We start from the raw sequence: 11,919 nt of genomic DNA on the forward strand, positions 1-11,919 counted from the left end.
GGCAACTCCCTAGTGCTTGACCGCGCCTTCTGTAAGGGCGCGTACGAAGTATCGTTGCAGGACGAGGAACAGCACCACGACGGGCACGCTCATCATGAAGCTGGCCGCCATCAGGCCTGGAAAGTCCGTCGTGTTTTCCGAGAAAAAGCGCTGGATGCCGACCGGCAGCGTCAACTGCTCGTTCTTGGAGAGGAAGGTGTAGGCGTAGATGTACTCGTTCCACGCGCCGATGAAGGAATAGATCGCCGTGGCGATGATGCCCGGCGTCGAGAGCGGCATGACGATCAGGATGAAGGCCTGGAACCGCGTTGCCCCGTCGATGCGCGCCGCCTGTTCGAGCTGCACCGGGATGTTGTCGTAGAAGCCCTTGAGCAGCCAGATCGCCAGCGGCAGACCGAAGGTGAGATAGGTGAGAACGAGCGAGCCATGCGTGTTCACCAGCCCGATCGCGCGCATCAGGATGAAGAGCGGCACGAGAAAGATCACCGCCGGGAACATGTTGCGAAGCAAGACGGTGAAGAACAGGAAGTTCCGGCCCGGGAAGGTGAAGCGCGAAAACGCGTAGGCCGCCGGAACCGCCACGATCACCGAAAGGACAGTCGTGGCGGTGGAGACAAAAAGGCTGTTCCAGAAGAAGCGGAGGAAGTCCTGGCCGACACTGTTCTGCGGATCGAGCAGCTTCTGGTAGCTGGCGAGGGTCGGTTGGTCAGGCCACCATTGCGGCGGGAATTGCATCGCGGCGAAGCCGGACTTGATCGAGGTGATCAGCATCCAGGCCATCGGCAACGCTGTGTAAAGCAACATGAACACCAGGAAGATGCGCCCGCCCCAGCGCCATCCGTCTATGCGTATGCGGCGAGGGGCCTGGCCTCGAGGGGGAGTCTCGGCAATCGTGCTCATGCGCCCCCATCCTTGCGGTCGTTGCCACTTAGCGCGCGGACGTAGAAGTAGCCCAACGTCATCAGGATGATGAACAGCAGCACCGAATAGGCCGATGCCACCCCCCAGCGCTGCCGGCCGAAGGCGAGCTCATAGATGTGGGTGATCCAGATATGCGATGCGTTCGACGGCCCGCCGCCGGTCATGATCCAGGGGATGATGAAGGAGTTGAAGTTGGCGACTGCCAGCAGCAGGATCGTCACTGTCGAGACATTGCTCAAATGCGGGAAGGTGACGTGCCAGAAGCGCTGCCACGCATTGGCTCCGTCGACCTTTGCGGCGCGCAGCAGCTGCTCGGGAACCGTCTGCAGGCCTGCCATCATCATGATCATGGCAAACGGAAATTCGCGCCAGATGTTGACGACGATCAGGGAGGGCAGCACCGTTGAGACGCTGTCGATGAAATTCGGCGGCCGGTCGGCCAATCCGAGGCCGACCAGCACCGCGCCGATGATGCCGAAGTCCGAGTGGTAGATCCACTTCCAGATATAGGAGGCGGCGACCGCGCTGATGACCCAGGGAATGATCAGAATGGCGCGCAGGACACCACGGCCGAAAAAGTCGCGGTGGAGCGCCAGCGCGGCGGCAAACCCCAGGACGAAGGAGATGACGGTGGATCCCACAGTCCAGATCAGCGTGTTCCAGGTGACCTTCCAGAACACCGCGCTGGTGAGGATGGCGGTGTAGTTGTTGAAGCCGATGAAGGTCTTGTCGCGAAGCTGCAGGCCAGGCGGCGTATTAAAGAACGACAGCTCGATCGTGTAGTAGATCGGATAGGCGATGACGACGAGCATCACGGCGATCGCGGGCAGCACGTACGCGTAGTCGGCGCGATGCTCCCAGATCTTGCGCAGCACGCCGGCTCCACCGGGTTGCAATCTTCGGCGAGCCTCGGCCTTGCCGGTCACGATCGTCACTTTGGCGTGCCCTTGTTCTTCGGAACGAACCGGCTGACCCTCGGAGCAGCCGGCTAAGATCGCAGGTCAGGCTCGGACTAGAGTCCGCCCATCAGGTCTTTCACCTTCTTGGCCGCGTCGTCCGCTGCCTGATCGACGGTCATCGCTCCGGTCAGGGCATTCTGCAGCATGTCCGGGATGATGATGTTCATGATCTCGGGAGATTGCGGCAGCGCCGGGAACGGGATGCCGTATGGCAGCATCGAGGTGGTGACATCGAGGAACTTGATCTTGTCCAGGCGCTCCTTCATCCATTTGGTCTTGAAGCCGTTGAGATTGCCCGGGTTCGAGCCGGCATAGGCCATCTTCAGCGACCATTCCGGGCTGGTCCACATGCAGATGATGGCCTTCGCGGCCGGTTCGTCCACCTTGCCGCCCTCGACATATTCGGGCTTCAGGATGTGGATGTTCGAGCCGCCGAACACGACCGCGCGCTTGCCGTCGGGGCCGGTCGGGATAAGGCCGTAGCGCATGTTGTCGATGACGGTCTGCGCCTTGTCCTTGTCGGTGCCGGTCGCCTTCTTCTGCAGGTCGAGCATGACGTTGTAGTCGGACGGGTGCGAGATCATCATGCCGAGCTGGCCGGCGAGGAACAGCGGCTGGTTGTCGGCCTGCTGGTTGGTGAGCGCCGAAACCGGAACCGACTTGTCGCGGACGTACATGTCGTAAGAGGCTTGCAGCGCCGCCTTGCTCTGCGGGCTGTCGAGTTCGATCTGCTGATAGGTCGGGTTCGCCTTGGCTTCGTCGAAGACGCCGCCGCCATAGGCCCACAACTGAGGCATGAAGCGATACGGGGTATTGCCGGCATTCTTGCGCGCCACGAGGCCGTAACCGGCAATGCCGAGCTTGTCGTGGATCTGCTTGGAATATTTGACGACGTCGTCCCAGGTTGCCGGAGCCTTGTCCGGATCGAGGCCCGCGCGCTTGAAGATATCGGCATTCCAGATGAACGCCATCGTTTCATTGTTGGTTGGAATGCCGTAGGTCACGCCGTCCCAGGTCACGGCCTTCATGGCGCCGGGCCAGAAATCATCCGTCGAATACCCTACATCCTCGGGCTTGAGCGGCTGCAGATAGCCCTTTGAAGCGAACTCGGTGCCACCCAGGATTTGCAGGCGGACCGCCATCGGCGCCGCATTGCCAAGGAGCGCCGTGCGGAATTTGTCCAGGAGATCGTTGTAGGTGAGGGCCTGTTCCTCGAGCTGGATGTTCGGATAAGTCTTGCGGAAGGTCTCGAAGAAATCCTTGTAGTACTGGCGCAAGAGATCGGGGTCGCCCTCGAACACGCCCTGATACCAGAAGGTCAGTCGCCCCTTGTAGTCGAGCGGGGTGACCTTGGCGCAATCGGCCGCCGTGTCAAATTCCTGCGTGCCCGCAATGGAGCGCACATATTCCGGCGACCACTTGCTCAAGTCGACCGGCGGAGCAGCCAGAGCCGGTGCGGACATCAACGATGCGATTAATGCAGTGGAGACAGTGCCGCGCAGGACGGCACCGCCGAGTGTGAACCTCGTCATAGGTATCCTCCAGGTTTCTCTCCCATGCCGCTCTGCATCGAGGCGAGCGGCTTTATTCGTCGACCGCGGGGACATCTCCTCAAATGTATCCCTTCGAGCGCTTTACACGTTTTCAGATCGCAGATTGGCTGTCAACGCAACAAATCGTACATTGTTTATGGAAATCGTGCGTGATATCGAAAAAGTCGTGTATTCATGGAAGGGGAACCGGCCTTGGCCGAAACGCGGGAATTCAAAGCAGAGCCACCCGAGGGGATCGATCCACTTGGGGCCTCGAGCGAGGGCGCCTCGCTTTATGAGCTGATCAGGGAGGACATCATCGAGGGCCGGCTCGCCGCCAACGAGCGGCTTGTGGTCACCGATCTGGCCCGGCGTCACGGCACCTCGACCAATCCCGTGCGCGAGGCCCTGCAACTGCTGCGTGGGGAAGGCTTTGTCACCTTTCTCCCCAATCGCGGGGCGCGCGTGCGGCCCATAGACCAGGATTTTGTCCGCGATATCTACGAGATCGGTGTGCTGATCGAGCCGGCCCTGACGCGATGGTTCGTGAGCATGGCCACCGACGAGGACATCGCCGAACTCGAACGTCTTCAAGGTCTGATCGAAGAGAACAACTTCGCCGACACGTTCAGGCACAGCGAGCTGGACACCGCCTTTCACACCGTGATGTACCAGCGGCACTACAACCGCCATGCCGCCGAGCTTTGGTGGAAGCATCGCGAAGTGCTGCGCGCCGTGAGCCGGCGTTTCAATTTCACGCTCGCCCGGCGTGCCGCGATCATTCGCGAGCACCGCGAACTCATCGCGCATGTGAAGGCGGGAAATGCCGACGAGGCAGCCGAACTCATCGCGCGCCATGTCGAGGGGTCCGGGCGGCATGTCCTCGAACACATGCGCGCGCGCAACGCCGCGCGGGCAGGGTAGAGCAATCGGCCCGGAACACCGCTCTTCGGGTCTTCCAGATAAAGGTAGTTGAGAGATGAAAATCACGAGCATTCGGCCGTGGCTGATCAAATCCGATGCTTCTTATTGGGGAGAGTACCTGTTCGTCGAAGTCACGACCGACGAAGGGGTGAGCGGCTGGGGAGAGATCACCACCACGACAAAGCTTGCCAACCGTGCGCTCTGCACGATCCTGCGACAGATCGGCGCCGCCGTGACCGGCGAGGATCCGGCGCGCATAGAGCACCTGTGGCACAAGATTTTCCGCAGCTTCACCTATATGGGCAGCCGCGGCGCCGCCGTCGAATGCGTGAGCGCCATCGACATAGCCCTCTGGGACATCCGTGGCAAAGTCCTCGGCAAGCCGATCTACGAGTTGCTGGGTGGACCGGTGCGCGAGGAAATCGCGCTCTACACCCATCCCAACCAGGCCAAATTCACCAGCAAGGAGGCTGTGGTCCGCGAAATCAGCGACATCGTCGAATCCGGGCACACAGGGCTCAAGTTCGACCCTTTTCCGCATCAGGGCCGCGGCGCCGATGGGCTGTCGCGCGAGCAGCGGGACGGCTATCTCGATGGCAGCATGACCCGCAAGGACGAGCGCGAAGCAGCCGAACTCACGGCTCTGATCCGCGAAACGGCAGGCCCCGACGTCGACATCCTCATCGATGCGCATGGCCGCTTCGACGTCCCCACCGCCATTCGCCTCTGCCGCAGCCTGGAGGAAACCGGCCAGATCGACTGGTTCGAGGAGCCCTGTCCGCCCGAAAGCCTCAACGCGCTCAAACAGGTTCGTGACAAGGTCAGCGCCCCAATCTCATGGGGCGAGCGCGGCCATACGAAATGGGATTTCGTGCCGGTGCTCGAGAACAAGCTCGCTGACTACATCATGCCTGACGTCACCTGGACCGGCGGCATTACCGAACTCAAGAAGATTTCCGCCCTGTGCGAAGCCTACTACATCCCGGTCTCGCCGCACGATGCCGCGGGGCCGATCAACGTGGTCGCGGGGGCGCAGGTGATGATGACCGTTCCGAACTTCTACAAGCTCGAAACGTCGGAGTGGAACCTGGGCAAATACGATCACCTCATCGACAGACCGCTCGATGTTTCGAACGGCAGCCTCAAGCTGACGTCGAAGCCTGGTCTCGGTGTTGAGATGAACCGCGACTACCTGCAAGCCCATGAGATCGAGCTGAGCTAGCAAGGCTCAACTTCGGCACGCGCCTGGGGCGACAAGCCCCCGACCAGAACGAGGACAAATCATGCCAAAAACGGGTGGAGCCGGCGAGGCTCTCAATCGGGTCAACACGAATTCCAAGCCATCCGACCTTCGCATCACCGACATGCGGGTGGCCGAAATCGTCGGCGCGCCGTTCACCTCGGCGCTGCTCAAGATCTATACCAACCAGGGCATCGTCGGGCTCGGCGAGGTGCGTGACGGCGCCAGCGCCACCTACGCGCTGATGCTGAAGAGCCGGCTGCTTGGCGAGACCCCTTGCGACATCGATCGCCTGTTTCGCCGCATCAAGCAGTTCGGCGGTCACGGCCGGCAAGGCGGCGGCGTCTCGGCGGTCGAGATCGCGTTGTGGGATCTCGCAGGCAAGGCCTATGGCGTCCCCATCTACCAGATGCTCGGCGGCAAGTTCCGCGATCAGGTGCGCGTCTATTGCGATACCGATGCCGAGAAACCGAGCGGCACCGAAACCGGAAAGCGCCTCAAGCAGCGCATGGACCGCGGTTTCACCTTCCTCAAGATGGACCTGGGCTTGATGCAGATCGCCCATGTCCCGGGCGCCGTGTCCGCGCCCGCCGGCGCACTCGAAGGATTTCATGCCAATCCGCGCGGCCGTGGCGGCACGCTCGAGGAGCGCAAGGCCCGCAATCTCGCCTACGACGCGCAGAACGTGCAGCACCCGTTCACCGGCCTGCATTTCACCGAAAAGGGGATCGACCTGCTCGAGCAGTACATCCACGAGGTTCGCGAGGTGATCGGATACGAGATCCCGCTCGCCATCGACCATGTCGGCCACATCTCGCTGCAGGACGGCATACGCCTGTCGCGCCGTATCGAGAAATACGTTCCAGCCTGGCTGGAGGATGTGATCCCCTGGCAACACACCGAGCAGTACCGGCAGTTGCAGGGGGCCACCACGGTGCCGATCTGCACCGGCGAGGACATCTATCTCAAGGAGGGCTTCGAGCCGCTGCTCAAGAGCGGCGGCCTTTCCGTCATCCACCCGGACCTGCTTACCAGCGGGGGCATTCTCGAGACCAAGAAGATCGGCGACATGGCGCAGGATCACGGCGTCGCCATGGCCATCCATATGGCCGAAAGCCCGATCGCCGCGATGGCCGCCGCGCATGTCGCCACCGCGACCGAGAACTTCATGGCGCTCGAATACCATTCCGCCGATGTCGACTGGTGGGACGATATCGTCACCGGCCTGCCCAAGCCGCTCGTCAAGGACGGCTTCATCACCGTGCCCGACAGACCGGGGCTGGGCATAGACGATGTGGTCGACGAGGTGATCAGCCAGCATCTGCAGCCCGGTGTCACGGGGATATGGCAATCCACCGAGCATTGGAACAATGAATATAGCTGGGACCGGACCTGGAGTTAGCCCAGACCCCCTGCCATCATTCCCGCCAGGCTCACAGGGCCAACCACCGACCATTCGTGTCGACCTCGCCCAAGGGAGAGGTGAAGAAAGAAACGGACGAAACCATGATCTACGAACTGCGTATCTATGACTGCCTGCCGGGCAGGCTGCCGGCTTTGCTCAAGCGCTTTTCCGACCAAACGCTGGCCATCTGGGAGAGGCATGGCATCCGCCAAGCCGGGTTTTTCACCACGGCGATCGGCGAAAACAGCAATCGCCTCACCTATTTCCTCGCCTGGGAATCGCTGGCCGAGCGTGAGGTGAAATGGTCGGCTTTCGTCACCGATCCGGCATGGCACAGGGCCCGGGACGAGTCTGAGCGCGACGGGCAGATCATTGCCAATATCAGCAGCCAGCTGCTCACGCCGACAGCTTTCTCGTCTGTGAACTAGGACTGCGCCATGAAGATCACCGACCTGCGCTGCGCCGTCATCGGGCGGCATCCCATCGTTCGCGTCGTCACTGACGAGGGTCTCTACGGTCTGGGCGAAGTCGAGTTCACAAAGACCTATCTCAAGCCCTTCGTGCTGCATTTCCGCGAGGCGCTGATCGGCGAGGATCCGACCGACGTCGAGCGGGTGATGCTGAAGATCCGCCAGCGCGGCTCGTTCAAGCCCTATGGCGCCGCCGTCTCCGCCATCGAGCACGCCTTGTGGGACATCGCCGGCAAGGCGGCGGGCGTGCCGGTCTACAAGCTGCTCGGCGGCAAGGTGCGCGACAAGGTACGCGTCTACAACGGCTCGATCCGCCGCAAGCGCGCCGGCGACCGGCCGGAGGATTACGCCGCCGACGCCAAATGGATGATGGAGCAGCCGCAGAATTTCTTCATGATCAAGCAGGGAATCTCGTTCCATTCCAACATGAAGGACAGCATCGAGGGCTTCCACTACGGCGTGACGCAGAAGAAGGCCGGCTATCACGGCGCCATGGATCAGGGCGTGATCAGCGAGCGCGGCTTCAATCACATGCTCGACTGCGTGATCGCGATGAAGGAGGTGCTGGGCGACAAGGTCAGCCTGGCGCTCGACTGCGGCCCGGGCTGGATGCTGCCCGATGCGATCAAGTTCGCCCGCGCCGTCGAGAAGTACAATCTGATGTGGCTCGAGGACATGCTGACCGGCGACTATGTGCCATGGGTCAATCCGCAGGCCTATCGCGAGCTGACCACCTCCACATCGACGCCGATCCATACCGGCGAGCAGATCTACCTCAGGCACAATTTCAAGGAACTGATCGAGACGCAGGCGGTGCGGGTGATCGGTCCGGACCCGGCCGATATCGGCGGCATTGCCGAGCTCAAATGGGTTGCCGAGCACGCCTATATGCACTCGATCCTGATGGCGCCGCACGGCACCGCGAACGGCCTGCTCGGCCTCGGCGCGCTGATCAATGTCTGCGCCACCTTGCCGGCAAATTACGTCGCGTTCGAATATCCCAGCGCCTCTGACCCGTGGTGGGAGGATCTGGTGATCGGCCTGCCGGCGCGGATCGTCAAGGACAGCATGGTGGACCTGCTGGAAGCGCCTGGCCTGGGGCTCGACATCGACGCCGAAGCGGCCAGGAAGTATCTCAGCGAAGAGGATGCGGGCTTCTTCGACTGAACCATCCTTCTTTCGCTCAACGTCGCCGGCATGCAGCCCAAGCTCCCCTTTCCATGTTGAGGTCGACCGCGCCGGGAGTAATAGTCGCGGCGGAGTTCGTGAGGAGGAAGAGATGACGCTCAACTTCGACCCGAGAGCGAAGGCCACGACGCTCTACCATGGCGAATTCCGGCCGATGTTCGTCGGCGGCAAGTGGGTCGCGGCGCGGTCCGGCGAGGAGATGCAGGCGCTGAACCCGGCGACGGGCGAGGTGCTGGCCACGGTGCCGCGCGGCGGGGCGGCCGATGTCGACGCGGCCGTGGCCGCCGCACGCGCGGCCTTCGAAGGGCCGTGGTCGAAATTCTCGCCCTATGAGCGACAATGCGTGCTGTTGCGCATCGCCGACCTGTTCGAGACGCATTGGGAAGAGCTCAGCGTTTCCGACACGCTCGACATGGGGCTGCCGATCACCCGCACGCTGGCCAACCGGCGCCGTGTCATCGGCATGCTGCGCTTCTATGGCGGCATGGCGACGGCGTTGCATGGCGAGGCGATCGACAACTCGATCCCTGGCGAGATCGTCTCCTTCACGAGGCGCGAGCCGGTCGGCGTCGTCGGCGCGATCATTCCCTGGAACGCGCCGACCGCCGCTTCGATCTGGAAGATCGCGCCGGCGCTGGCCACCGGCTGCACCATCGTGCTGAAGCCCTCGGAGGAGGCGTCGCTGACGCCGTTGCTGATCGCGCGTCTGATGCAGGAAGCCGGCGTGCCCGACGGCGTCGTCAACATCGTCACCGGCACCGGGGCGGAGGCCGGGGCGCGGCTCGCCGAACATCCCGACGTCAACAAGATCGTCTTCACCGGCTCGACGCTGACCGGACAAGCCATCGCGCGGGCGGGGGTGGCCAACCTCAAGCGGGTTTCGCTGGAACTCGGCGGCAAGTCGCCGATCATCGTCTGCCGTGACGCCGATATCGACAAAGCCGTTCCGGTCGCGGCGATGGCGGTGTTCGTGCATTCAGGGCAGATCTGCATCGCCGGTTCGCGGCTGTTCGTGGCGCGCGAAATCCACGACGAGTTCGTGCGCCGCGTCGCGGAATTCGCCGGCAGGCTGCGCATCGGCCACGGCATCGAGGCGGAAACCGAAATCGGGCCGCTGATCAATGCCAGGCAGGCCGGCAAGGTGGAGGGCTATATCAAGGCCGGCAGCGACGAGGGCGCCAAACTGGTCGCCGGCGGCTCGCGGCTGACGGGCGCGCTTTATGACGGCGGCAACTTCATCGCGCCGACCGTCTTCGGTGCAGTGTCGGACAAGATGACCATTGCGCGTGAAGAGATCTTCGGACCGGTCATCTCGGCGATGCCCTTCGACACGCTCGACGAAGCGGTGGCGCGCGCCAATGCGACGCCCTATGGGCTCGCCGCCGGCATCTTCACCACGCATCTCGGCACCGCGCACAAGCTGGCGCGCCGCATCAAGGCCGGCTCGGTCTGGGTCAACATGTACCATGCCATCGACCCGGCGGTGCCGTTCGGCGGCATGAAGATGTCCGGCTATGGACGCGAGGGCGGCATCGAGCATCTGCATGAGTATCTGGAGACCAAGTCTGTCTGGATCCAGACAGACTGACGGGTGTGCGGGGCTGACGCGCTGTGCGGGTCGCTGCGGCGCAGGCAAATCGCGGGACAAGCGAACCGTTGCAGGGGGGAACCTTTGTTCGGCTGGTGATTTTTGCCTATATAGGAGATACGAATGGCCAGGAGGGTGTTGCCGATGACGACGAAACGGGTTGCGATCTGCGCTCTTGCCGTGGCGATGGCCTGTGGCATGTCAATGTCGGCATCCGCCGGGTCCAGGCATCGCCATCACCAGGCCGAGCCAGAACGCTACGTTCCCGCCGATGACGATCTCATCGGCTTCCTGTTCGGCGGTCCGCGCTACTACGACCAGCAACTGTTCACGACGGCAGCAGGCGCCTGTTCCTACCATCGGGTCGGGCCGGATGCGAACGCGTTGAACAAGATCAACGATCATCACTGCGGAAAGTAGCTGGCCGCTTGGCTGTCAGCGCAAGCCAGTGTCAGGCCCGGCAGCCAATGGCAATTCCAGCAGCCTGAAACTGGCTGATTTCAACGGTTTGCAGCGGGACCCGCCAGTTCCGCGCGAATCTCGGTACCGTGTTCGTCGCGCGCGGGACCTTTCGTCGGCGTCTTTTGCGCCCATCCGGAAAAGCGCGGAGCGGCGGCTGCCTGCAGGACGCCGCCCACCGCCAGCCACGAGCCGCGCGCGGCCATGTGCGGATGCTGTGCCGCTTCCCATGGATTGAGCACCGGGGAGACGCAGGCGTCAGAGCCTTCGAACAGGCCGGTCCATTCGTCGCGCGGTTTTGCGGCAAAGATCGCCGCCAGCCGGCTGCCGAGTTCCGGCCAGAGATCGCGGTCGAATTGCTTGGCGAATTGCGGATCGGCGGCGAGGCCGAGCCTTTCGAGAAACAGCGCATAGAATTTCGGCTCGATGCACTGGACGCTGATGAATCCGCCATCGGCGGTGCGATAGACGCGGCACCAGTGCGGGCCGTCGAGAAGGCTTTGGCCGCGTTCGGCGACGAGCCCGCCGGACTGGCCGAGCACCATCAGCAGGTTCATCATGTGGGCCGAGCCGTCGACGATGGCCGCGTCGACCACCGTGCCCCGGCCGCCGGCACGCGCGTTCATGATGGCAGCCAGCATGCCGATCACCAGGTAAAGCGCGCCGCCGCCTATGTCGCCGGTGAGCGTCGGCGGCGCCATCGGCGGCTCGCCCGGCAAGGAGGCGTACCAGAGCGCACCGGACAGGCCGGCATAATTCAAATCATGCCCGGCGGTGCGGGCGAGGGGGCCGTCCTGGCCCCAGCCGGTCATGCGGCCGTAGACCAGGCTTGGATTGGCCGCGAGGCAGGCATCCGGGCCGAGGCCGAGGCGCTCCATGACGCCGGGCCGAAATCCCTCGATCAGGCCCTCGGCGGTGGCGATGAGGCGCTTCAGCACGGCGACATCCCCGGCATCCCGGAGATCGAGCGCGATGGAGCGCTTGCCGCGATCGAGCAGCGAGCGTTCGGGCAGGCCAGGCACGGGCGCCTGCTTGCGGTGGACGACGATGACATCGGCGCCGAGATCGGCGAGCAACATGCCGGCGAAAGGCGCCGGCCCGAGCGCCTCGATCTCGACGATTCGCGTCCCTTTCAGCATTCCCCCCTCCACGGCGTTCAGGCCCAGAGTACGGCGCAAGGTGACGGTGTGTAACCCCGCTGTTTTGGCATTGAAGCAAGTGCCGCTCGCATAT

The 11,919-nt window shown here is 63.1% G+C and carries 11 protein-coding genes; 7 read left to right on the top strand and 4 right to left on the bottom strand.

Annotated elements, in window-relative coordinates; genetic code table 11:
• Positions 1 to 9 precede the first annotated feature (9 nt).
• The 3 genes from CK228_RS27645 to CK228_RS27655 form a co-directional block, all read right to left on the bottom strand.
• Complete coding sequence (locus tag CK228_RS27645) at positions 10 to 900, bottom strand: carbohydrate ABC transporter permease (protein ID WP_095789863.1); 891 nt, start codon at positions 898 to 900, stop codon at positions 10 to 12.
• A complete protein-coding gene (locus CK228_RS27650) occupies positions 897 to 1,856 on the bottom strand; it encodes a sugar ABC transporter permease (RefSeq protein WP_095774979.1) in 960 nt (319 codons plus the stop codon). The genes CK228_RS27645 and CK228_RS27650 overlap by 4 nt, the downstream gene beginning before the upstream one ends.
• Positions 1,857 to 1,933: 77 nt before the next feature.
• The gene (locus tag CK228_RS27655; RefSeq protein WP_095789864.1) at positions 1,934 to 3,412 is read right to left on the bottom strand and encodes a sugar ABC transporter substrate-binding protein; all 1,479 of its coding nucleotides are present in this window, start codon (positions 3,410 to 3,412) and stop codon (positions 1,934 to 1,936) included.
• A 213-nt stretch (positions 3,413 to 3,625) separates the two neighbouring features.
• Between CK228_RS27655 and CK228_RS27660 the strand changes: the two genes are divergently transcribed.
• The 7 genes from CK228_RS27660 to CK228_RS27690 all read left to right on the top strand — a co-directional run bounded on the left by CK228_RS27660 (position 3,626) and on the right by CK228_RS27690 (position 10,647).
• The gene (locus CK228_RS27660; protein WP_095775052.1) at positions 3,626 to 4,336 is read left to right on the top strand and encodes a GntR family transcriptional regulator; all 711 of its coding nucleotides are present in this window, start codon (positions 3,626 to 3,628) and stop codon (positions 4,334 to 4,336) included.
• 55 nt (positions 4,337 to 4,391) lie between these two features.
• Positions 4,392 to 5,558 carry a mandelate racemase/muconate lactonizing enzyme family protein gene (locus CK228_RS27665; RefSeq protein ID WP_095789865.1) on the top strand — a complete coding sequence of 389 codons (1,167 nt, stop codon included), beginning with the start codon at positions 4,392 to 4,394 and terminating at the stop codon, positions 5,556 to 5,558.
• A gap of 61 nt (positions 5,559 to 5,619) precedes the next feature.
• Positions 5,620 to 6,978, top strand: a complete 1,359-nt coding sequence (locus CK228_RS27670; RefSeq protein ID WP_095789866.1) for a mandelate racemase/muconate lactonizing enzyme family protein — start codon at positions 5,620 to 5,622, stop codon at positions 6,976 to 6,978.
• A gap of 104 nt (positions 6,979 to 7,082) precedes the next feature.
• Positions 7,083 to 7,409 carry an NIPSNAP family protein gene (locus tag CK228_RS27675; protein WP_095789890.1) on the top strand — a complete coding sequence of 109 codons (327 nt, stop codon included), beginning with the start codon at positions 7,083 to 7,085 and terminating at the stop codon, positions 7,407 to 7,409.
• A gap of 9 nt (positions 7,410 to 7,418) precedes the next feature.
• Positions 7,419 to 8,618, top strand: coding sequence for a mandelate racemase/muconate lactonizing enzyme family protein (locus tag CK228_RS27680; protein WP_095789867.1), 1,200 nt, complete (start codon positions 7,419 to 7,421; stop codon positions 8,616 to 8,618).
• Positions 8,619 to 8,730: 112 nt separating this feature from the next.
• On the top strand, positions 8,731 to 10,227 hold the full coding sequence (locus tag CK228_RS27685) for an aldehyde dehydrogenase family protein (RefSeq protein ID WP_095774974.1): 1,497 nt from the start codon (positions 8,731 to 8,733) through the stop codon (positions 10,225 to 10,227).
• A 144-nt stretch (positions 10,228 to 10,371) separates the two neighbouring features.
• Positions 10,372 to 10,647 carry a hypothetical protein gene (locus CK228_RS27690; RefSeq protein ID WP_095775050.1) on the top strand — a complete coding sequence of 92 codons (276 nt, stop codon included), beginning with the start codon at positions 10,372 to 10,374 and terminating at the stop codon, positions 10,645 to 10,647.
• 80 nt (positions 10,648 to 10,727) lie between these two features.
• Here the strand turns inward: CK228_RS27690 and CK228_RS27695 are convergent, their stop codons facing one another.
• Entirely contained in the window at positions 10,728 to 11,825 is a 1,098-nt protein-coding gene (locus CK228_RS27695) for a CaiB/BaiF CoA-transferase family protein (protein WP_095789868.1), read from the bottom strand.
• Positions 11,826 to 11,919: the final 94 nt, after the last annotated feature.

Origin of the sequence: Mesorhizobium sp. WSM4312 (genome assembly GCF_002294875.1) — a bacterium.
In the GTDB taxonomy this organism is placed as follows: Bacteria; Pseudomonadota; Alphaproteobacteria; order Rhizobiales; family Rhizobiaceae; genus Mesorhizobium.

Coding starts and splice junctions, on each gene's coding strand:
- CK228_RS27685 (WP_095774974.1), top strand. CDS start 8,731: ATGACGCTCAACTTCGACCCGAGAGCGAAGGCCACGACGCTCTACCAT.
- CK228_RS27680 (WP_095789867.1), top strand. CDS start 7,419: ATGAAGATCACCGACCTGCGCTGCGCCGTCATCGGGCGGCATCCCATC.
- CK228_RS27645 (WP_095789863.1), bottom strand. CDS start 900: ATGAGCACGATTGCCGAGACTCCCCCTCGAGGCCAGGCCCCTCGCCGC.
- CK228_RS27690 (WP_095775050.1), top strand. CDS start 10,372: ATGACGACGAAACGGGTTGCGATCTGCGCTCTTGCCGTGGCGATGGCC.
- CK228_RS27670 (WP_095789866.1), top strand. CDS start 5,620: ATGCCAAAAACGGGTGGAGCCGGCGAGGCTCTCAATCGGGTCAACACG.
- CK228_RS27655 (WP_095789864.1), bottom strand. CDS start 3,412: ATGACGAGGTTCACACTCGGCGGTGCCGTCCTGCGCGGCACTGTCTCC.
- CK228_RS27665 (WP_095789865.1), top strand. CDS start 4,392: ATGAAAATCACGAGCATTCGGCCGTGGCTGATCAAATCCGATGCTTCT.
- CK228_RS27675 (WP_095789890.1), top strand. CDS start 7,083: ATGATCTACGAACTGCGTATCTATGACTGCCTGCCGGGCAGGCTGCCG.
- CK228_RS27695 (WP_095789868.1), bottom strand. CDS start 11,825: ATGCTGAAAGGGACGCGAATCGTCGAGATCGAGGCGCTCGGGCCGGCG.